The sequence below is a fragment of the Bacillus sp. AY3-1 genome, from assembly GCF_008368785.1.
In the GTDB taxonomy this organism is placed as follows: Bacteria; Bacillota; Bacilli; order Bacillales; family Bacillaceae_G; genus Bacillus_A; species Bacillus_A wiedmannii.
Genome location: NZ_QORZ01000017.1, coordinates 380,153 through 401,227 on the forward strand (window position 1 = coordinate 380,153; position 21,075 = coordinate 401,227).

Consider the following 21,075-nt stretch of genomic DNA (forward strand, 5'->3'; position numbering starts at 1 on the left):
AACTATATCCACCTATTTCTTATTTAAATCGATTTATTATATACATAATAAAAGATAATACAATACTTAACACAATACATGTGATGATAGGAAAATAAAAGGTAACGTTTCCTTTTTTCACAAAAATATCGCCTGGAAGTCTTCCTATGAACTTCCAAGCTAATCCAACAACGATAAGTAAGATACCTGCTGTAATAAGCAATTTTTGCATCTCCGTCATACTTTTGGTATCTCCATTCCGAAATGCTCATAAGCAAGTGGTGTTACAATTCGACCCCTTGGCGTTCGTTGTAAAAAGCCAATTTGTAGTAAATATGGCTCATATACATCTTCAATCGTATGGGATTCTTCTCCAATCGTTGCCGAAACTGTTTCTAATCCAACTGGACCACCACGGAATTTCTCAATAATACCAAGCAATAATTTATGATCAATATGATCTAGACCTAATTTATCTACTTGCAGTAGTTCTAACGCCATTTGTGTAATTTCCATTGTAACCGTTCCGTTACCACGAACTTGTGCGAAATCTCGTACACGTCGTAATAAACGATTCGCAATACGAGGTGTACCACGAGCACGTCTTGCAATTTCTAGTGCGGCTAACGAATCAATTTCAACTTCGAATACTTCTGCTGTACGTTCAACAATCTCAGAAAGCTGATCTACTGTGTAATACTCTAATCTTGAAAGTACACCGAAACGGTCACGAAGCGGCGCTGATAATGCCCCCGCACGGGTCGTTGCTCCAACTAATGTAAATGGCGGTAAATCTAAACGTACAGACCGTGCTGATGGCCCTTTTCCAATTACGATATCAAGGCAAAAATCTTCCATCGCAGGATATAACACTTCTTCAATTGACCTATGCAAACGATGAATTTCATCAATAAATAATACATCACCCGGCTGAAGTGCTGTTAATACAGCTGCTAAATCTCCCGGCCTTTCAATTGCTGGACCTGAAGTTGTTCTAACATTTACGCCCATTTCATTAGCAATAATATTGGCAAGCGTCGTTTTACCAAGTCCTGGTGGTCCATATAGAAGCACATGATCTAACGTTTCTTCACGCATTTTCGCCGCTTCAATAAATACCTCTAAATTATGTTTCGCTTTATCTTGGCCAATATACTGACGGAGCGTCTGTGGCCGTAATGAATATTCTAAATCCGAATCTTCATATGCAGATTCCCCTGAAAGGAGACGTTCGTCCATTATACTCACCTCTTACCATTTAGTAAAAGACTAAGTGCCTTTTTAATATACTGATCCGTCGTTAATGATTCTTTTAATAACTCTGGTACAACGCGAGAAACTTCTCGTTCTGCGTATCCAAGTGCGCGCAGAGCTTCCAGCGCCTCATCAAGCTCAGCTGATGAACCTTTCTTCTCATCAAAACGTTCTGTGTCTGAGAATAAATCAACAAATGCATCTGGCACGACATCAGCTAGTTTTCCTTTTAAATCTAAAATCATTTGGCGCGCTGTTTTCTTTCCAACGCCCGGGAACTTCACTAAAAACTTCTCATCTTCATGTTCAATCGCTTGAACGACCTGTCCTGTTTGACCAGAAGCTAAAATTGCAAGTGCACCTTTTGGTCCAATGCCAGACACACCTAACAATTTTGTAAATAATAAACGCTCTTCACGTGTTTTAAACCCGTAAAGTGCCATAATATCTTCTCTCACATAATGATATGTATAGACACGGATTTCTTGCTTACTTCTTTGAAATACATACGGATTTGGCGTGAAAATTTGATAACCAATTCCATTATGGTCAATTACGACATATTCCGGTCCTACATACTCCACGTAACCTGTAACATATTCAAACAAAATACGATCTCTCCCTCTTAAATCATGTATTCCATTTTAACATATTTAATGATAGAAAAGCGAGACTACCCCAACAAATGTTCTCCATTTGAAACTTCTGTTATTTTCCATTGACAGAAAGTATGAAGCACCTTAATATACAGAAGTCGATAATGATTATCAATACTAATTAAAGGGGTTACATCAGGATGAAACAGAAGCTATTTATTTTATTTACTATTATGCTAGTTGTTCTTTCTATCGTTGGCTGTTCTTCTCAAAAAGAAGAATCGAAAGCGAAAGAACAACCGAAAACAAAAGTTGTAAAACACGCTAAGGGGGAAGCTACAATTCCAGTAAATCCAAAGAGAATTGTTGACCTATCTGGATCAACAGAAGAATTATTACTTCTTGGACACAAACCTGTTGGTACAGCAAACACATATAAAGATAAAATCCAAAATCATTTAACAGAAAAATTAGACGGAGTAAAGGCAGTAGGTTGGTACTGGGCACCTAAAGTTGATTTAGAAGCTGTTACTGCATTAAAACCAGACTTAATTATTTTAAATAATCGTCAATTGAAGATCTATGATCAATTAGAAAAGGTTGCACCAACAGTTGTTTTAGAAACAAACTTAGAAGACTGGCGCGGTAAGTTTAAAGAAGTAGGTAAACTATTTGACGAAGAAAAGAAAGCAGACAAATGGATTGCAGACTACGATAAAAAAGCAGACTCTTTATCTAAAAAAATTAAAGAAAAAACAAAAGATGAGAACTTTATGTTCGTCGCAGTTACACCACAAAACTTCCGTGTATACGGTAGCTTCGGATACGGTGACATCATCTTTAATGACTTAAAACTTCCAGCAACAAAAGGTACAGATTTAAAACAAACGATGGCACAAGTATCGTTAGAAGGTCTTGTTGCATTCCAGCCTGACCAAATGTTTATTGTAAACTTCGGCGGCGAAGCTGATAAAGTTTACGAAGACTATAAAAATAGTGCCGTTTGGAAGGACAATAAAGCAGTTAAAAACAATCGCGTATATGAAGTATCGAATGAAATCTTCAATACAAAAGCTTTCAATCCAATCGGAAAAGATATGCTAATCGATGAAATCGCAAAACAAATTTTAGATAAAAACAAGTAAGAAAAAAAGCAGCTCACCACGAGCTGCTTTTTTTCTTACTTTGCACTGCGTATTGCTTCATTTTTTCAATCGTCTTCACAAAACCTTCTTTTGATTTAATGCGAATACCACGCTTCAATTTCGCACGCTCATAACTCTCAAGCTTTTTCATATCAATTTGAAAGAAGGAATGAATCGCATTATCACTTTTCGGTACACCTTTGAAAATTTGTAATATCCCTTCCTCTGACACACCGAAATAACCGCTCGTCTTTAATAACGGAGAAATATCATCAACTTTCTTTTGTAATACAATTTGTACATCATCACGATCAACGAGCTGCCATTCTTTATACCGCTGTAAAAACTTTTCTAAGTCCGCTACTTTTTCTGTAAAGATTTCCTCACTTACTTCTCCATCAACATACATTCGCTCTAATAAAATTGTAACTTCAGGCTCTTTTTCTGTTACTTCTGGTACTGGCCCTTCCGCCTTCACATTTGTTTCATAAACGAAACAAAACATCATAACGAAAGCTTGCATCGCAATCAGTATCCATTTCATTTCCGTTCACCTCTTTTAGGCAAGATCAAACTTTCATTAGTAGTTTTTCCGGAAATGGAGGTTTTATCCATATAAATAACCATATTACATTTCTCTCGAAAATAAAAAAATGCAGATAAAGTTTTATCTTTATCTGCATTAGCATTTGTTTTTATATAAAATGAAAGACGCCTGCAAAGCAGGCGTCTTGATGCGTTTACGGCGAGAGACCAGGCGACCACATTCGCGTGTTTAGCACTTAAGCATATCTCTCGTCTTACGTAAATTAGCTCATCGCTTTGCTAATATAACATTAATAAAGTATAAGTGCAACATGTTTATAAAAATATTTTATTTACTCTTTTATCCAAACGGACTTTGTGTAAATTATAAATTGATAATTGTAATATATATGTTACAATTAATATAATAGCGAAATCATAATAAACAGGAGATGGATATTGTGAAAAAAATAAAGGATGAACGTCTCATTCTGAAAACATTAAAAAACATACGTATTGCCTTTCTTTTTCAATCGCTTGGTATAATTGGTATTTTAGGCTATATCGGATTCACTGAAGGAATGGATCAAATTACGAAATCTCCATTGTGGCTATTATTTATGCTTACAAGTATTTTACTTGCTTATTTACAGTTAAGTGTTTCAATCGATGTAGAAGAAGGTGAAAAGGAAATAAAATTAACTCCTTATTACAAGCTTGTCTTACGCTCTCTTATTGTTGGAATTATTATAGCTATTATTTATATCATTTTCAGTCCAGAGAGACCTTTTTTCGAAGCTATTTTAACAGGTAGTATTTTCTTCATATGCTTTTTAGTTTCTTATTCCGTTAGTTATTTTATTAAAAAACGTCGTTTAAAAGATGACGATGAATAAAAGAGGAAGGGCTATCCCTTCCTCTTTCGTTTTGCTATCGCATAGTACCAGTTAAACCGTAACGAATGTCTCGGAACATATTTCCTATATCACGATTAAAATCGTTTGTAACAGTACCATTACGTAGACGTGTGCTCATTGCATCGACACGAGTAAACATATCATTTCTTACAGAAACATATACGTTTCTGTTTCCAACTTCATTTGAAACCGCTTGACGAATTTCGTTCGCCATCGCCGTTTCATTTGTCACTGTATTACGTGGTTTTACTGCAATCGCTACATCGTTTCCATATACAACTGTAGACACGCGGTCTACGTTATTCATACGTTTCACACGATTCGTTATTCTTTCAGCTGTTTTACCATCATTGTTAATGTATGAATTATTCATTGTAATATTACGAGTTGGATGCGGATTAGCAATTTGTCCATTGTAATTTACATCGCGGTAATAATTGTTATATCCTGTATCGTTACGACCATTTCTATATGTTACATAATCTGTATAGCGATCATTACGCGCTACATTATCACGATACTGGTGTGTATCATTATAAGATGTATGCTTATAGTTGTAGTTACGTCCATCCATTGCATTGTTATCTTTTGGTGTACCACATGCAGCTAATGCACTGGTAACTAACAAAGAAGCAGCAATCACTTTTACTTTCGTATTCAATACAAAAACCCCCTCTGTTAGAATGAACTTCTCTTCTGAAAAGCTCCCTCTTATGATGAGTAACAGAGAAGGTTTTTACACTGTTAATATTTCACTGGGGATTTTCTAACATTTGATGTAAATCTTCCATTTTCAGAACGACTCTACATACAAAAAAGGCGGGAATAATCCCGCCTTTTTTAAACTTCCTCTTCGTCCTCTTCTTCTGAAACCGGCTCCCCAAATACATTTGGTGGATCTGGTTGATAATACATCGTTCCTGGCTGTGGCGCATATGCCGATTGAGTTGGTTGATAATATAAAGGATTCGCGTATTGTGGTCCTCCAGGTTGCGGACTATATAGCCTACTCTCTCCTCCGCATCCACAATCTTCCTCTCCTTGCACGAGCGGTGGCATATTATTATCCATTGGCATCATATTTGGATTTGGCATAGACGTATATTGCGGTCCAAACGGTGCCCCTTGCTGATATGGCATTTGATATGGATTTTGTTGTTGATAATACGGATTTGGCGGCATCATAGGCTGTTGGTATGGTATTTGATATGGCATCATATTCGGTGGTTGATTATTATCCATTATCAGCATCATATTCGGCATTTGATTGTTATCCATTATTGGCATCATATTTGGCATTTGATTGTTATCCATTATCGGCATCATATTTGGCATTTGATTGTTATCCATTATTGGCATCATGTTTGGCATTTGATTGTTATCCATTATGGTTATTATACATTATTGGCATCATGTTTGTCATTTGGTTGTTATCCATCATTGGCATCATATTTGGCATTTGGTTGTTATCCATCATTGGCATCATATTTGGCATTTGGTTGTTATCCATCATCGGCATAATGTTTGGTATTGGGTTATTATCCATCATTGGCATAATGTTTGGTATTGGGCTATTATCCATTATCGGCATTATATTTGGCGGTTGATTGTTATCCATTATTGGCATGATGTTTGGTGGTTGATTGTTATCCAACATTGGCATGATGTTTGGCACTTGAACATTTGGCGGTATTACTTGCGGAATGACTACATTCTCTTTCGATACATTTGGTGACACGATATTCCCTACATTTTCTTTCTTCACTTGCGGTGATACGATATTTCCTACGTTTTCTTTCTTTACTTGTGGTGACACGATATTTCCTACGTTTTCTTTCTTTACTTGTGGTGACACGATATTTCCTACGTTTTCTTTCTTTACTTGTGGTGACACGATATTTCCTACGTTTTCTTTCTTTACTTGCGGTGACACGATATTATCTTTTTTCGTTTGCGGAGAAATGATGTTATTAGGTTTCATTTTAGTAATTTGAGGAGCAATTAACTCGCTTCCTTTTTTAATGACATCTGAAATTTTATATTCTTTTTTCGCTTTTATTGGTGGTTGCGGCGGCTGTGGTAATACATTTATCGAAAACTTCGTATTTTCTTTTTCTGCTGGTTTTTGTTTTTCTATAACAGGTGGTTTTTGAATAACAGACGGTTTTTCAACTGGTTTTTCCATTTGAATTGGCTTTTCTTTTTGTACTTCTTTTTGCGGTTTCACTTGCATTTCCTTCTGTGGTTTTACCTGTACTTCTTTTTGTGGTTTCACTTGCATTTCCTTCTGCGGTTTTACCTGTACTTCTTTTTGTGGTTTCACTTGCATTTCCTTCTGTGGTTTTACTTGCACTTCTTTTTGTGTTTGTTGCATAGCAGGTTGCTGTGTAATCGGCGCTGATTGATACGTAACTTCTTCCTCATCCTCTATTCCAAGCGGAGTTGGCGTTGCTGCAAATTCTTTTTGTTGTACTTCTTTTACGTATTGTTTTGGAGGTGATGAACCTGCTCCAGCATGTTGTTTCACGTGAACGCTGTTTGATGGTACTTTAATTTTCATACCTGGCATGATTAAATCTGGATTACTAAGTTGTGTATTTGTATTTTTCAACGTATCAAAATCTACTCCGTACTTTTTCGCAATTTTCCAAAGGGTATCCCCTTTTTGCACGATATGAATTTTCAAATTTTCCCCCTCCTGTATAACTTATCTATAAGTAACAAATCTCATGAAGTAACCCTTTCTAAATAACGCTAACTTCTTTTCACTTGTATCACTTCTTCGATTTTCAATATGATTAGAAGTGGAATAAGCATAAGAAAATCACAATGATTTCTTCAAAACAATGTATGCCCATTTCGTTCTCGTTATGATTATATGCATGAAAAAAAGCAACAGAAATACCGTTGCTTTACACACGCTCTAACATACGATTTAATGCGAGAACCGCTTCTTCAGTCACTTGTTTATCTACGCTAATAACGTTAATTTCTTCTCCTCTTTCTACCGTTTCAAGCACCCATAATAAGTGCGGCAGATCAATTCGATTCATCGTTAAACACGGACACATAAATGGATTAAGTGAAACAATCTCTTTATCTGGATGTTGCTGAATAATTCGGTTCACTAAATTCATCTCTGTACCAATTGCCCATTTACTTCCAGGTGGCGCTGCTTCAATCATATCAATAATATATTTCGTTGATCCTGCGTAATCCGAAGCATCAACGACCTCATAGCAACATTCTGGATGTACAATAATATTCATATCCGGATGATTTTTCCGTACGTTCTCAATGTTTTTCACTGTAAAGTTTTGATGAACCGAACAATGCCCTTTCCATAAAATCACTTGAATTTCTTCTATATCTCCATCGTACTCTAATGAATCTGTATGCGGGTCCCATACTGCCATTTTATCTAATGGGATACCTAAATCGTAAGCTGTATTTCTTCCTAAATGTTGATCCGGTAAAAAGACAAGACGCTCTTTTTGTGTAAACGCCCAAGACACCATTTGTTTTGCATTAGAAGAAGTTACTGTTGCTCCGCCATTACGACCACAAAACGCTTTAATTGCAGCTGTAGAGTTAACATATGTTAACGGAATCATCGTATCTCCAAATAATTTTGCGAGCTCTTTCCATGCCCTTTCTGTTTGTTCAATATCTGCCATATCTGCCATCGAACAACCTGCACGCATATCTGGCAAAATAACGATTTGATCATCTGTCGTTAACATATCTGCTGTTTCTGCCATAAAGTGTACACCGCAAAATACAATATATTTCGCTTCTTTATTGCTCGCTGCAACTTGTGCAAGCTGAAGTGAATCTCCTGCCGCATCAGAAAATTGTACCACTTCATCCTTTTGGTAATGATGTCCTGGAATAAATAATGTTTTCCCCATTTTTTCTTTAATTTCACGAACCCGCTTTTCCATATCTTCTGTTGACATCGTGTAATAACGCTCCGGTAACATCGTTTCAATCGGTTGCACTTTTTCTAAAATACTCATATTTCTTTCTCCCCCTCTAAGCCACTTTCCTTACGCCTCAATATTGAAACTAATATCAAGTGCTTTCACTGAATGTGTTAACGCTCCAAGTGAAATATAATCTACCCCTGTTTTTCCGTATTTCGATAAATCTTCAATTGTAATGCCTCCTGAAGCTTCTGTAACGATGGCACTTGGTACAATCTTTGAAAACTCTCGAATCTCATCTGGCGTACGGTTATCAAACATAATAATATCCGCACCAGCAGCTACAGCCTCTCTCACTTGTTCTTCCGTTTCTGTTTCCACTTCTACTTTCACCATATGCCCTAATTTTTCTTTCACCGATGTAACAGCTTTCGTAATAGAACCAGCAAAAGCAATATGATTGTCTTTAATCATGACACCATCATATAAACCGAAACGGTGATTAAATCCGCCTCCGCATACGACTGCATACTTATCAAACATACGTAGCCCTGGCATCGTTTTTCGCGTATCACAAATGCGTGTATGGCTGCTATCTAAAGCAAGAACAGCTTTATGTGTCATTGTCGCTATCCCGCTCATACGCTGGATAACGTTTAATATAACGCGCTCTGCCGTTAATAACGATGCGATTGGACCTTGCGCAGTTGCTATTATTTCGCCCTTTTCTACAAGATCTCCATCTTTTTTATGAAGCTCCACTTCAATTCTTTCATCAATTAATTTAAATCCTTCTTCAATTACTAAACGCCCCGCAAAGATACCTGTATCCTTCGCAAGAAACGTTCCTTTTGAAAGTAAATTGTCTGGAAAAATAAGCTGAGATGTTACATCTCTTTCTCCTATATCTTCTAGAAAAAATCGATTTAATGCTTCTTTCACTTTTATCGTGTTCATAGAGCCCCTCTTCCCTTCATCACACAAGTTGTAGTTTTCTTTTCACTCGAACAATCTCTTTTTTTACGCTATTTCTATCTGGATAATCACTTCGATAATGGCCACCAATACTTTCTTCTCTTTGCAAAGCTGATACGACTATAAGCTCACAGGCTGTTAACATATTAATAAGCGTTATCTCTTCATTTGTAAGAGCATCATGTTGTAATATCATATTTCGAACACCATACTTACTAAGCCATCTCTTTGCATAAGATAAACTTTGCTCTGTTCGCACAATCCCAACATATTTCATCATGCATTCTTGTATTTCTTCTTTCGCCGGCAAATGATTCAGAACGATAAACTTCTTTTCCTTCTCAGCCACGTTGTTCCAGCTTTCTTTTGTCGCTTTAGTTAAAATATGTTTTCCTATTCTTTTTCCAAACACAAGACCTTCTAATAATGAATTACTTGCTAATCTATTTGCTCCATGAACACCATTACAAGCTACTTCACCGACCGCATATAAATTTGGAATGGACGTCTCCCCATCACAGTTCGTTTTCACGCCGCCCATATGAAAATGAGCACCGGGTACGACTGGAATGCGTTTTTTATTTATATCGACACCATTCTTTTTACACAATGATGATACCGTCGGAAAACGTTCTTCGAAATTTTGAATAGACTCGATATTTACATACACTTGTTCACCCGCCAAAAGCTGCTCATGAATCGCTCTTGCTACTACATCACGTGGTGCGAGATCGTGATCAGGGTGTATATTCATCATAAAACGCTGCCCTTTTCCATTCATAAGGACAGCTCCTTCCCCACGGACAGCTTCAGAGACGAGGCCGCAGCATCGTCCGCTCGTGTATAACATTGTTGGATGAAATTGTACAAACTCTAAATCTACGAGCTCCCCGCCTGCGCGGTACACCATCGCAAGTCCATCACCCGTAATTGTCTTATCGTTAGAAGTAAAGGCGTATAAACCGCCAATCCCGCCTGTTGCTAACACCGTATACTCTGCAACGTAACGCTTCAACTTCCCTTCACTAGTTCTTGTTAAAACTCCAATACATTTATCATTTTCTATAATAAAATCAAGCACCATTTCCTGTTCCACTACCGTAACGTGCGGAGCTACTTCTTGAATGAAATGCTCTAATAAATTCTTTCCTGTTGCATCGCCACCTGCATGTAAAATACGACGCTTTCGATGTGCGCCTTCTTTTCCAAGATGAGGACCCGTTTCATCTCCATCAAATTTCATTCCATTTTCAATGAGATTATTCATTTCTTTCGGTCCTTCCTCGACTAAATAACGGACCACATCTTCATTGTTATAATGACATCCTGCTACTAACGTATCTTCAAAATGATCATTTGGATTGTCATATGTTGCAACCGCTGCGGCAATTCCACCTTGCGCTAAATATGTATTATTATTACGATTTGTTTCCTTTGTGACAATAATCACATTCTTTTCGTGACAAATCTCTTTCGCAACACGAAGTGCCGCAACGCCACTTCCAATAATTAAGACATCTGCACTTGGCATAATTGTTGCCTCCTACTTTACACTTTTCAACTGTCTTGACACCTATATTTACATAGTTTTAAAATAATGACAAGAGTTTTTTTATAATTCTTATTTTCACTACCATTTAAAAAATACAAGAAATGTAACTCTTACTAGGGAGAGGAACTTACATGATGATATATCTTGACTATGCAGCTACTACACCTATGAGTGAAGAAGCATTACACACATATATGAAAGCAGCATCGCAATACTTCGGAAATGAACAAAGTTTACATGATATTGGAGGAACAGCCTCTTCTTTATTACAAGTTTGCCGAAAAACATTTGCTGAAATGATTGGTGGAAAGGAACAAGGGGCATTCTTCACAAGCGGTGGCTCGGAATCCAACTACCTTGCGATTCAATCCCTTCTCAATGCTCGAAATAAGAAGCACATTATTACGACACCTATGGAACACGCATCCATTCGAAGTTATTTTCAATCCTTACAATCAGAAGGGTATACCATTACTGAAATACCTGTTGATGAAGACGGGCTAATTCATTTAGAAGATTTAGAAACAGCTATTACAGAAAATACTGTTCTAGCAAGCATACAGCACGGAAACTCTGAAATCGGAACCGTTCAAAACATCACAGAGATCGGGGCACTTTTAAAAAAATATAACGTTTTATTTCATTCAGATTGTGTGCAAACATTTGGTAAACTTCCTATTAATGTTTTTGAGATGGGAATTGATAGTCTCTCTGTTTCAGCACATAAAATATATGGACCAAAGGGTGTTGGCGCTTGCTATATAAATCCCCAAGTTCGCTGGGCACAAATATTTCCAGGAACTTCTCACGAAAAAGGATTTCGCCCAGGTACAGTAAACGTTCCTGGCATCGCATCTTTTTTAACAGCTGCTGAGAATATATTAAAAAATCAACAAGAAGAGAGCTTACGTTTTAAAGAGTTACGATCCTACTTTTTAAGACATTTACAAGCGCTTCCTCTAGAAATTCAAGTAGAAGGTCATTCTACTTCTTGTTTACCACATATTGTTGGGGTTACAATAAAAGGAATAGAAGGTCAATATACAATGCTAGAATGTAATCGCCACGGTATTGCCATTTCCACTGGAAGTGCTTGCCAAGTCGGTAAACAAGAACCTTCGAAAACAATGCTTGCAATTGGAAAAACGTATGAAGAGGCAAAACAATATGTTCGCTTCTCTTTCGGACAACAAACAACGAAAGATCAAATTGATACTACTATTCATGCACTACACACAATTGGAAATCAATTTTATAGAGGTGTTAAATCATAATGAAACAAAATGACCAAAAAAAGATTTTAGGTGAAGAAAGACGACAACTTATCCTTCAGTGGCTTCTCGCTGCAAATGAACCGTTATCTGGGAATGAACTGTCGAAAAAGACAAATGTAAGTCGACAAGTGATCGTGCAAGATATTTCCTTGCTTAAAGCACGAAACGAACCGATTATCGCGACTGCTCAAGGGTATTTATATTTAAAACCACAAGAGAAACAACAAGCTTTCGAACGCGTAATTGTATGCCAACATAAACCAGCGGAAGTACGTCAGGAACTTACAATGCTTGTTGATCACGGCGTTACGATTAAAGATGTAAAAGTTGAGCATCCTGTATACGGTGACTTAACAGCGTCCATCATGGTAAGTAATCGATTTGATGTAGAGCAATATTTACAAAAAATCGAAAACACAAATGCTTCCTATCTTTCGCAGCTAACAGATGGTATTCACTTACATACAATTGAGGCAGATTCAAAAGAGAAATTAGCCGCTGCTTGCGAGGCACTAGATAAAGCAGGATTTCTCGTTTATTAATTCATGTAAAGCACAGAGTTTTTATCATTCTCTGTGCTTTTTTAATGCTATAATATTGTAATCAATTGTAAAGGGGATCAAACATGGGAATCGAACTCGTTCACTTTAGCATTGGCAAACCGAAACAAATGAAATATAGCGAAGATAAAGAAATGATTACTGGTATATGTAAAGAACTTACAGAAGAAGCTTTCCTCTCAAAAGATGGATTTCGTGGTGATGACGTAGCAGATTTAAAACACCACGGGGGACCTGATCGCGCAGTTTGTGTGTATCCACATGAGCATTACGCACTATGGGAAGAAGAATTTCAAACTACGCTTCCAGCTTCCACATTTGGCGAAAACATTACCGTAACAAATATGTTAGAGCGTGATGTTTGCATTGGAGATACATATCAACTAGGTGAAGCAATCATTCAGGTCACACAAGCGAGAGTACCTTGTAGCACTATTTCAAAACGTCTCGGTATTCCTGGCATACTGCCGCGCATTGTAGCAACTGGATTTACTGGTTATCTATGTCGCGTTCTTCAGGAAGGTACTGTACGTAAAGATTCTAAAATTACATTACTAGAACGTCAACCGGGCAACGTTTCTGTTTTGTTCTCTAACGAAATTTATTTTCATAATAGAAAAGGTAAAGATGGCATTGAAAAGATTCTTGCTGTTCCAGAACTAGCCGATATTTGGCGTGGTCAGTTAGAGGATCGTCTTGCGAAATTAAAATAAAGAATCCCACCATTTATAGGTGGGATTTTATTTATCTATCACAAAATGTATTATCCGATGAAATTATACCAGCAATTAGAAGGGAAATGTCGACAGTTCATCCACCTCTCTTACAACCAATAAGAACAATAACTCCCCAGCACAGTAACAGAAAAACCGAGCGCTTCAAGTTCCATCGTTACGCCTGGCAATAATACATCATCGTATGCTTTATCGACATCAATTAAGAAAAAGTAATTTCCTAGTCCTGTTTTCATCGGACGAGATTCGATTTTTGATAGATTTAATTTTCTCCATGCGAAAGCTGATAACACTTGATATAGTGCCCCTGCATAATCAGCAGGTAACGTTATCATAAGCGTCGTTTTCTCTCCGCGGTTTTCTCCGTTATTTGGGAGTACGGCTTTCTTTTTCTTATGGAGCACTAGGAAGCGTGTATGATTGTTTTTGTGCGTATGAATATCACGTCTTACAATTGTTAAACCGTATTTTTCTGCGGCCGCTTCATTTGCAATGGCAGCGATTTTTTCTTCAGGATGTTCTTTCACATATTGCGCAGCTGCACTTGTTGATGTCATATCTCGGACGGTTATCCCTTTTAACTCTTCATTTAAAAACTTATGACATTGTGCAATAGCGTGTGGATGAGAGTGCACTGCATATACTTCTTCCCAAACTTCTGCATACTGCGGATGTACAAGTAAATGCTGCTGAATTGGTACTGTAATTTCTCCTACAATAGAAAGTGGTTGCTCATGTACGAGGTAATCAACTGTTATATTCACTGAACCTTCTATCGCATTTTCTAGTGGTACCACTGCATAATCTACATTTCCATTTGCAGCTGCATCCATACAATCTGGAATCGTTCGATACGGTACATGCTCTGCTTCCGGAAAAAAACGACTCACCGCCATATTTGTAAATGTTGCTTCTGGTCCTAAATATCCTACTCGAATCATCGTCTTTTCCCCTCTTTTTCGTTTTCTTACTGTTATACCATACTTTTTTATATTCTTCTATGTAAATTTCGAATATTAAAAAAAGACTAGCATTCGCTAGTCTAAATGTTTCCTATATTCTCTTTGAGCGAAAAAGAAATACATGATGCATGCAGCGATATAATACAGAATAAACAAACCTACTTTTCTTAATGAACCATCCATAAAAAGCGTATTATGAAACGTATATAACGCAACTGCACTATGCATACTCCCAACTAGAATTGGCGCAAAAAATAACATACATAATTGCCAACGAGAAATTTTCCACACTTCTTCCTTCGTCATTCCAAGCTTAGCAAGTGCCCCGTACTGCTTTCGATCAGATGCAATATTATGAAACCATTTAAAATATACGATACTACATGAAGTAAGAAAGAATAATATACTAATGAATGATCCTATAAATAGAGTAATATCACCGAACGATTTCATATTCACATATAACTCCATATTACTTCGAAATGTATTATCTTTATCTTGTTTCATATGTTTCCGTAAATCTTCATTTAATTCTTTCGTATTTTCGATATTTGGTAATGTATAGCCTCTATATATCATTTTTTCAGAATCAGGAACCTTATTTGCTATACTGTCAAAGTCTTCATCATGCATGACGAAGAACAGACCATTAATGTGCGAAGGATGATGGTTAAATTGAACCCCTTCTTTCTGACCGTTAAATACGAATTGATATGGTTGATTCGTTACTTGCAATTGAATCTCTTTTTGATTATATACATTCGAATTATTGTATTTATTATAATAAACGAGTGTAACTGTTCCTTTTTTAGGATGATACGTTTTCTGTTTTTGTTTTCTTGCCTCTTGATTGTATTCACTTTCTTTAATGAGCGGCGCTACTTCTATTTCTCCCTTATTAGACTGAAAAGATGCATACACTCCAATAAAACTCATAGATTGAAAGTCATTATATCCATATTGGTGCAATAATTGTTCAACCGTGCCTTCCGCAAAGACTTCATGAGAAGAAGTACCCTTTTCTATGTAAGAAAATGAGTGTACGCCCCCGCTCCGCCACATATCTTGCATACCAGAAAAATATAAGAACACCGTACCTGTTGCCGTAACTACAAACGTCGTTGCCATTGACATTAGAAAGAAAAAACGACCATTTTCCTTCATTCGATGTGACAATTGATTCACTATAAATAAATACGGATATGTATACATAATCTTTTTATTTCGTTTTATTATTTCTAATATTTGAGCAGTGCCGTGTGTAAAAGAAAAATACGTTCCGAAAAAGACAAGTATAGACACAGGAAAAAAATAGAATGCTATCGTTGGTATAGTCGCTTGTAACGCTAACGCATATCCTATACCTAAGCAAATAAATCCGAATATACAAAGCCGCATTGATGTTTTCTTCTCTTTTCTATCCTTGCGAAATTCTTTTAATAACCGAATAATTTTTATATTCCATATACGCAAAGCACTTATAAAAGATAAGACAACAAATACGACCATATATACAATAAACGTTCCCCCGATTGCTCTCACGTCAAATATGACAGGGAGTTCTTTCGGAAGCCCCAGTAACATACTAAACACCATGAAGAAGAGCTTTAAAAAGATCATACCAAGCCCAATACCGAAAATATTAGCAAATACCCCGATCAATATTTGCTCGGTCATAATTACTCCTATTACGTTAGATTTCGTTGCTCCCATTAACATGTATAATCCTAATTCTTTCTTACGTGCCTCTATGAAAATAGAAGTAGAGTACAAAATAAATATGACAAAAAAAGAAATAATTATAACATTACATATGATAAGTCCCCAGCGTACGTTTTGATACCACATCGTCTCTTGCATATACGGATGTACAATGACAGACATGTATGCAAAAGACGCGAATATTGCAAAGCAACTACTTAAGAAAAACACTTTATAATTACGCCAATTTCCTTTTATATTTTGTAGCGCTAGTTGCCGAATGTTCATCTATCGTCCCCCTATAACTTACTACATAGGCAAAAAGCTAGAGGTTTCTCTAGCTTTGCACGTGTTTCAAATATCCTCTTTGTGCAATCATAAAGTAAATCGCAGAAGCTACAACGTACGTCCCAATTACAATCGCACCTGATTTCCATAAATCGAGATAAAGCATTTTTCCTAACGTATGAAGAGCAAATCCACTATGAATGGCACCAATTAAAATTGGGATAAAGAAGATAACGCCCATTTGTCGAATTGCAATTTTGCGAATTTCTTTATCTGTCATACCGATTCTCTTTAACGATTTAAATTGAATACGATCTTGTTCTTTATCGTTAAACCATTTAAAGTATGTCATACTACAAGCGAAGAAAAAGAACAGCACAGCTACGAAGAAACCGATAAACATCGTAATTGCTCCTGATTCCCTTATATTTTTATAAGCGAGCACTGAGTTGTTTAGTTCCATTTGCTTATCTGGTGCAATTTCATTTTTCAAATCTAACACAAGGTCTTCCGTACTTTTCCAGTCTTCTATATAATAACCGTAATATTTCGTCTTTTCTTCATCTGGTACAAGTTTTGCGTATTTCTCAAAATCTTGATCATTCACAATGAGATATTCACTATCATTAAAAACAGAAAATGAAGTTGGCTCATTTAATTGAACAGATTGCTTTTGTCCGTTAATTTTAATTTCATACGGTTTCGTACGATCTATCTTCATCATATCGTTCGCCATATCCATTATGACCATCGTTGCACTACCTGGTGCATTATGAACTTCTCTAACTTGCTCTCTCTTTTGTTTACGTACTTCAGCGTTATATTCTTTTTCTGAAACAATCGCCATTGGCATCTCATGTTCACTGTTAAACATCGTGATTTTTTGAGTTCCAGGAAGTTTTACGTACGTTACTTCTCGCGCTTCTTCAAATCCGTGTTTTTTTATTAATTCTTTTGTTTTTCCTTCTTTTATGACATTATGCGTATGTATTCCCTTTTCCTCATACGATATAGCATGCGGGGTACTAGTTGCTGCCTTATAACTCATATCCTCAAAAAATACGTACAGCGTACCAACTGCTGAAGATACAACCGCCGTAATGATAGAAATTACAAATAGAAAACGAGCATTATCTTTCATTTTATAAATAAGATTGCTAAGTACGAACATATTTGGATATGTATAAAAAGATTTTTTTCGTTTTTGTAACGCCTTTAATACGACTGTACTACCTTGTGTAAACAGCAAATAAGTTCCGCCTATCGTCAGCCCTACAATTGGTAAAAACAGAATGATAAAATTCATAAATGTTACTTGGAAGCTAAGTACATATGCAACAATAATACATCCTATACCAACTAGACATAACGATGTAAATGCAAAAGGTTCTACTTTTTGTTTTCTTGCTTCTCTTAATAAATCAATAATTTGCAAGCGGCCTACTGTCCAAACACTAAACAATGATAGGATTAAAAATAGAATAAAGTATACACCTGCTGTAATAAGAATTGCTTTACTATTCCATACGAGTGGAAGTGTTTTATCTATTTTCAATATTACGCTTAATGCTTGGAAAAATAATTTTGAACAAAGCATGCCAAGCCCAATACCTACTACAATTGCAATACTACCTAACATAAGCTGTTCTAATATAATCATTCGGCCAAGTTGAGATTTTGTTCCGCCTATTAATGTTAATAGACCAAACTCTTTTTTTCTTGCTCGTAAAAATGTTGAATTTGCATATAAAATAAAGAGTGCTGAGAAGATGACTACAATATAATTCATCGATTCTAGCCCTTTTGAGATCATCTCTCTCATACTAATATTACCACTTACGACATCTGGATGATAAATAAAGGAAGCATACATGAAAAATACGACAATCGATAAACAGCTACTAATAAGAAAAGCTTTATAATTACGCCAATTTCCTTTTACGTTATTAAGCGCGAGCTGGCGAAAGTTCATGATATTCTCCTCCTAGCATCGCAAGTACGTCCAGAATTTCTTGGAAAAAGGCTTGTTTCGTTCTTCCTTTATGTATTTCTGAGAAAATTTCTCCGTCGCGAATGAAAAGAATACGTTCGCAATAACTCGCCGCTACTGGATCATGCGTTACCATTGCAATTGTCACTTTCTTTTGTTCATGTAAATCTTGCAATGCACTCATTAATGATTTTGCTGACTTCGAATCTAAGTTTCCAGTTGGCTCATCCGCTAAAATTAGCGTAGGTTCATGAATGATTGCTCTCGCTGCTGCTGCACGTTGTTGTTGTCCGCCTGACACTTCATATACTTTTTTATTTAAAATTTCTTCAATATTTAAAAATTTTGCAATCTCAAGCACTTTCGCATCAATTTCATTTACAGATTTCTTCGCCATTACAAGTGGTAAAATGATATTTTCTTTAATCGATAACGTATCAAGTAAGTTAAAATCCTGGAAAATGAATCCTAAATGTGTACGGCGAAACTCCGCTAATTTTGCAGCACGCATTTGATTAATTTCTTCACCATTTACAAGCACATGACCTGAAGTTTGCTTATCAATTGTTGCTAATAAATTTAAAAGCGTTGTTTTCCCGCTCCCTGAAGGCCCCATAATTCCTACAAATTCGCCTTCTTCTATTTTAAAATTTATATCGTTTAAAGCAGTCGTCGCTACTGAACCTTTTGATTGGTACACTTTTGTTAATCCTTTTACTTCAAGAACACTCATTTCTAATCCCCCTATGTGTTTTCTTCTTACACTTACTATAAGAAAAATAAGAAAAAGAAACGAGTGATTTCCCTTACAAAACGTTTTGTTATCTTACAGTTTTGTCATTTTTCTCATTAATGTATGATATTCTTCATCTTTTGCAAATTGGAACGTGAATGTTGTCCCTTCCCCTTCAGCCGATTGCACATACATTCCATGATGTAAATTATCGCAAATTTCCTTCGTAATATATAAACCCATTCCAGTCGCTTCTCTCGTTTTACGGCCATTTATTCCCGTAAAGAATGGATCAAATATACGCTTTACATCTTGCTTTGGAATACCAATTCCATTGTCCTTAATATGTAGTAACACCTTTTGATCTTTCTCTTCAATTTGAAATTGAATTTCCTTTTTCTCTGCTTCTGAAATTTTCGTATACTTAATTGCATTTACAACAATTTGCCCAATAGCAATACTTAGCCATTTTCTATCAGATGCAACCATACAAGTATCTTCTTCAAACATTACTTTCGGAAATACAGACGATTGAATGAAGGATTTTCGATTTTCATTAATGATACCTCTAATAATATCTATCACATTTACTACTTCTACTTTATAATCTTTCGCAAATTGATCTAACCTTGCCATATGTAACGCTAAATCTAAACCATTTAGTATACGATTATTTTCTTCACGAATACTTTCAACTGTTGCTCTTGCTTCACGATGCTCTTTACCAAACTTTTGTAATAGCAATTCTATAACCGATACTGGTGTTTTCATTTGATGAATCCATTGGTTCATAAATATCATTTGCTGTTGTTCTTTCGCATGTTGTTTATGAACTTCATTCATATATTGCTGTCTTAATAGCGTAAACGATTCAACAACCATCTCTTGCTCTGAAGTATAAGAAGTATCAATAAGTAAAGAGTCGTGTAATGTATTTCCGCTAGCAACATATTTTTCGATTCTTTTTAAAAATACACTTCGTTTTCGATAATCGTAAATGAGGTATACAGTAAATACAACTGTCCCTAATAAAAGCCCATATAACCACGTACTCCAATCAATGGATCTTTTTTCTAAAAGACTTTGCAACTGCAAAACGAGCCCAAATAAACAAAGGCTAATAATATAAGAAAGAAGTAAAGAAAAACGGTCCATGAGGTAATTTTTAACCTTCATGCCCTTCGCCCCACTCTGTAAGAAGCGCATAACCATATCCGCGTTTCGTTACAATTGCATTTTGAATGCCTAGCTCCTCTAGTTTCTTCCTTACGCGTTTTACATTTACGGTTAATGTATTATCATCAACAAAAGCTACCTCGTCCCACAGGGCTTCTAACAGTTCTTCACGCGTTACATATTGATTTGCTTGTTTCATTAAACATTCTAATAAGTAAAATTCATTTTTTGTCAGCTCCGTTTGTTGCCCCTGCCACTCAACAATGTGCTGGGACGGAAATAACAACAGTCCATTTACACCTAAACAATCACTCTCAGCAACAGAGGCATACTCACCATAGCCACGGCGAAGTGCACTTTTCACCTTAGCCATTACAATATCTAAATGGAATGGCTTCGTAATGTAATCATCTCCGCCATTCTCGATCGCCATTACTTGATCCATTTCCCCTGTTCTTGCAGAAACAAAAATAATTGGCGCATTCGATACAGTACGAATTTGACGACACCAATAAAAACCATCAAAATATGGTAAATTAATATCCAGTAATACGAGATGAGGATTTATTTTCACGAACTCATCTTTTATATGACGTAAATCACTTGCTCTAAATGATTGATAGCCATACCTTTCTAAATGCTCCTCTAATATTCCCGCTATTTTTTCATCGTCTTCTACAATTAATATTTTATACATGTTCGTTTTCTCCCCATAAAAAATTCTTCCAAAGCCACTCCTTGTTCTATTATAAATTGAAAATTTAATTAGTGGGTATTTTTTCCTATAT

The 21,075-nt window shown here is 36.2% G+C and carries 19 protein-coding genes and 1 pseudogene; 5 read left to right on the forward strand and 15 right to left on the reverse strand.

The window, feature by feature from the left end:
* Window positions 1-19 precede the first annotated feature (19 nt).
* From DN389_RS17525 to ruvA, 3 genes are read right to left on the reverse strand one after another with little or no spacing between them, the layout of a single operon-like run.
* The gene (locus tag DN389_RS17525; protein WP_149237406.1) at window positions 20-220 is read right to left on the reverse strand and encodes a DUF2905 domain-containing protein; all 201 of its coding nucleotides are present in this window, start codon (window positions 218-220) and stop codon (window positions 20-22) included.
* Window positions 217-1,218 carry a Holliday junction branch migration DNA helicase RuvB gene (gene ruvB / locus DN389_RS17530; protein ID WP_000344465.1) on the reverse strand — a complete coding sequence of 334 codons (1,002 nt, stop codon included), beginning with the start codon at window positions 1,216-1,218 and terminating at the stop codon, window positions 217-219. The genes DN389_RS17525 and ruvB overlap by 4 nt, the downstream gene beginning before the upstream one ends.
* Window positions 1,219-1,223: 5 nt before the next feature.
* A complete protein-coding gene (gene ruvA, locus DN389_RS17535) occupies window positions 1,224-1,841 on the reverse strand; it encodes a Holliday junction DNA helicase RuvA (RefSeq protein ID WP_000464511.1) in 618 nt (205 codons plus the stop codon).
* Window positions 1,842-2,029: 188 nt separating this feature from the next.
* Here ruvA and DN389_RS17540 point away from each other — a divergent pair, with 188 nt between their 5' ends.
* The gene (locus DN389_RS17540) at window positions 2,030-2,974 is read left to right on the forward strand and encodes an iron-hydroxamate ABC transporter substrate-binding protein (protein ID WP_149237408.1); all 945 of its coding nucleotides are present in this window, start codon (window positions 2,030-2,032) and stop codon (window positions 2,972-2,974) included.
* 13 nt (window positions 2,975-2,987) lie between these two features.
* Here the strand turns inward: DN389_RS17540 and DN389_RS17545 are convergent, their stop codons facing one another.
* Window positions 2,988-3,518, reverse strand: coding sequence for a BofC C-terminal domain-containing protein (locus DN389_RS17545; RefSeq protein ID WP_088123447.1), 531 nt, complete (start codon window positions 3,516-3,518; stop codon window positions 2,988-2,990).
* Window positions 3,519-3,951: 433 nt separating this feature from the next.
* On the opposite strand from DN389_RS17545, the gene DN389_RS17550 reads away from it, so the two are divergent.
* Window positions 3,952-4,395: a branched-chain amino acid ABC transporter substrate-binding protein gene (locus DN389_RS17550; protein ID WP_080377683.1), complete on the forward strand. Its 444-nt coding sequence runs from the start codon at window positions 3,952-3,954 to the stop codon at window positions 4,393-4,395.
* A 34-nt stretch (window positions 4,396-4,429) separates the two neighbouring features.
* Here DN389_RS17550 and DN389_RS17555 read toward each other — a convergent pair whose 3' ends face one another.
* From DN389_RS17555 to nadB, 5 genes and pseudogenes are all read right to left on the reverse strand, one after another.
* Complete coding sequence (locus DN389_RS17555) at window positions 4,430-5,077, reverse strand: YhcN/YlaJ family sporulation lipoprotein (RefSeq protein ID WP_001093539.1); 648 nt, start codon at window positions 5,075-5,077, stop codon at window positions 4,430-4,432.
* Between the two features lie 179 nt (window positions 5,078-5,256).
* A pseudogene (gene exsA, locus DN389_RS17560) lies at window positions 5,257-7,102 on the reverse strand (spore coat assembly protein ExsA).
* A 226-nt stretch (window positions 7,103-7,328) separates the two neighbouring features.
* The gene (nadA, locus tag DN389_RS17565; protein ID WP_149237410.1) at window positions 7,329-8,435 is read right to left on the reverse strand and encodes a quinolinate synthase NadA; all 1,107 of its coding nucleotides are present in this window, start codon (window positions 8,433-8,435) and stop codon (window positions 7,329-7,331) included.
* A 30-nt stretch (window positions 8,436-8,465) separates the two neighbouring features.
* Entirely contained in the window at window positions 8,466-9,299 is an 834-nt protein-coding gene (nadC, locus tag DN389_RS17570; protein ID WP_060488221.1) for a carboxylating nicotinate-nucleotide diphosphorylase, read from the reverse strand.
* A gap of 19 nt (window positions 9,300-9,318) precedes the next feature.
* Complete coding sequence (gene nadB / locus DN389_RS17575) at window positions 9,319-10,848, reverse strand: L-aspartate oxidase (RefSeq protein WP_149237411.1); 1,530 nt, start codon at window positions 10,846-10,848, stop codon at window positions 9,319-9,321.
* Window positions 10,849-11,000: 152 nt separating this feature from the next.
* On the opposite strand from nadB, the gene DN389_RS17580 reads away from it, so the two are divergent.
* The 3 genes from DN389_RS17580 (at window position 11,001) to DN389_RS17590 (ending at window position 13,416) form a co-directional block, all read left to right on the forward strand.
* Window positions 11,001-12,143, forward strand: a complete 1,143-nt coding sequence (locus DN389_RS17580; protein ID WP_000973754.1) for an IscS subfamily cysteine desulfurase — start codon at window positions 11,001-11,003, stop codon at window positions 12,141-12,143.
* Window positions 12,143-12,685 carry a transcription repressor NadR gene (locus tag DN389_RS17585; RefSeq protein ID WP_149237412.1) on the forward strand — a complete coding sequence of 181 codons (543 nt, stop codon included), beginning with the start codon at window positions 12,143-12,145 and terminating at the stop codon, window positions 12,683-12,685. The genes DN389_RS17580 and DN389_RS17585 overlap by 1 nt, the downstream gene beginning before the upstream one ends.
* Before the next feature lie 83 nt (window positions 12,686-12,768).
* Window positions 12,769-13,416 (forward strand): MOSC domain-containing protein, encoded by a 648-nt coding sequence (locus DN389_RS17590; protein ID WP_149237413.1) that lies wholly within the window; start codon window positions 12,769-12,771, stop codon window positions 13,414-13,416.
* 110 nt (window positions 13,417-13,526) lie between these two features.
* Here DN389_RS17590 and pheA read toward each other — a convergent pair whose 3' ends face one another.
* From pheA to DN389_RS17620, 6 genes are all read right to left on the reverse strand, one after another.
* Window positions 13,527-14,378 (reverse strand): prephenate dehydratase, encoded by an 852-nt coding sequence (pheA, locus tag DN389_RS17595; protein ID WP_149237414.1) that lies wholly within the window; start codon window positions 14,376-14,378, stop codon window positions 13,527-13,529.
* 96 nt (window positions 14,379-14,474) lie between these two features.
* The gene (locus DN389_RS17600; RefSeq protein WP_149237415.1) at window positions 14,475-16,388 is read right to left on the reverse strand and encodes an ABC transporter permease; all 1,914 of its coding nucleotides are present in this window, start codon (window positions 16,386-16,388) and stop codon (window positions 14,475-14,477) included.
* A 49-nt stretch (window positions 16,389-16,437) separates the two neighbouring features.
* Window positions 16,438-18,360 (reverse strand): ABC transporter permease, encoded by a 1,923-nt coding sequence (locus tag DN389_RS17605; RefSeq protein ID WP_149237416.1) that lies wholly within the window; start codon window positions 18,358-18,360, stop codon window positions 16,438-16,440.
* Entirely contained in the window at window positions 18,335-19,111 is a 777-nt protein-coding gene (locus DN389_RS17610; RefSeq protein ID WP_000114530.1) for an ABC transporter ATP-binding protein, read from the reverse strand. Before DN389_RS17610 ends, DN389_RS17605 begins: the two co-directional genes overlap by 26 nt.
* A gap of 93 nt (window positions 19,112-19,204) precedes the next feature.
* Window positions 19,205-20,287, reverse strand: a complete 1,083-nt coding sequence (locus DN389_RS17615) for a HAMP domain-containing histidine kinase (protein ID WP_060488214.1) — start codon at window positions 20,285-20,287, stop codon at window positions 19,205-19,207.
* A complete protein-coding gene (locus DN389_RS17620; RefSeq protein ID WP_000276710.1) occupies window positions 20,277-20,984 on the reverse strand; it encodes a response regulator transcription factor in 708 nt (235 codons plus the stop codon). The genes DN389_RS17615 and DN389_RS17620 overlap by 11 nt, the downstream gene beginning before the upstream one ends.
* Between the last annotated feature and the right edge of the window lie 91 nt (window positions 20,985-21,075).

What these genes read in the sequence shown, in the direction of transcription:
- DN389_RS17525 (WP_149237406.1), bottom strand. Translation starts at nt 220, where the DNA reads ATGACGGAGATGCAAAAATTGCTTATTACAGCAGGTATCTTACTTATC.
- ruvB (WP_000344465.1), bottom strand. Translation starts at nt 1,218, where the DNA reads ATGGACGAACGTCTCCTTTCAGGGGAATCTGCATATGAAGATTCGGAT.
- DN389_RS17540 (WP_149237408.1), top strand. Translation starts at nt 2,030, where the DNA reads ATGAAACAGAAGCTATTTATTTTATTTACTATTATGCTAGTTGTTCTT.
- DN389_RS17545 (WP_088123447.1), bottom strand. Translation starts at nt 3,518, where the DNA reads ATGAAATGGATACTGATTGCGATGCAAGCTTTCGTTATGATGTTTTGT.
- DN389_RS17550 (WP_080377683.1), top strand. Translation starts at nt 3,952, where the DNA reads ATGGATATTGTGAAAAAAATAAAGGATGAACGTCTCATTCTGAAAACA.
- nadA (WP_149237410.1), bottom strand. Translation starts at nt 8,435, where the DNA reads ATGAGTATTTTAGAAAAAGTGCAACCGATTGAAACGATGTTACCGGAG.
- nadC (WP_060488221.1), bottom strand. Translation starts at nt 9,299, where the DNA reads ATGAACACGATAAAAGTGAAAGAAGCATTAAATCGATTTTTTCTAGAA.
- nadB (WP_149237411.1), bottom strand. Translation starts at nt 10,848, where the DNA reads ATGCCAAGTGCAGATGTCTTAATTATTGGAAGTGGCGTTGCGGCACTT.
- DN389_RS17580 (WP_000973754.1), top strand. Translation starts at nt 11,001, where the DNA reads ATGATGATATATCTTGACTATGCAGCTACTACACCTATGAGTGAAGAA.
- DN389_RS17585 (WP_149237412.1), top strand. Translation starts at nt 12,143, where the DNA reads ATGAAACAAAATGACCAAAAAAAGATTTTAGGTGAAGAAAGACGACAA.
- DN389_RS17590 (WP_149237413.1), top strand. Translation starts at nt 12,769, where the DNA reads ATGGGAATCGAACTCGTTCACTTTAGCATTGGCAAACCGAAACAAATG.
- pheA (WP_149237414.1), bottom strand. Translation starts at nt 14,378, where the DNA reads ATGATTCGAGTAGGATATTTAGGACCAGAAGCAACATTTACAAATATG.
- DN389_RS17600 (WP_149237415.1), bottom strand. Translation starts at nt 16,388, where the DNA reads ATGAACATTCGGCAACTAGCGCTACAAAATATAAAAGGAAATTGGCGT.
- DN389_RS17605 (WP_149237416.1), bottom strand. Translation starts at nt 18,360, where the DNA reads ATGAACTTTCGCCAGCTCGCGCTTAATAACGTAAAAGGAAATTGGCGT.
- DN389_RS17610 (WP_000114530.1), bottom strand. Translation starts at nt 19,111, where the DNA reads ATGAGTGTTCTTGAAGTAAAAGGATTAACAAAAGTGTACCAATCAAAA.
- DN389_RS17615 (WP_060488214.1), bottom strand. Translation starts at nt 20,287, where the DNA reads ATGAAGGTTAAAAATTACCTCATGGACCGTTTTTCTTTACTTCTTTCT.
- DN389_RS17620 (WP_000276710.1), bottom strand. Translation starts at nt 20,984, where the DNA reads ATGTATAAAATATTAATTGTAGAAGACGATGAAAAAATAGCGGGAATA.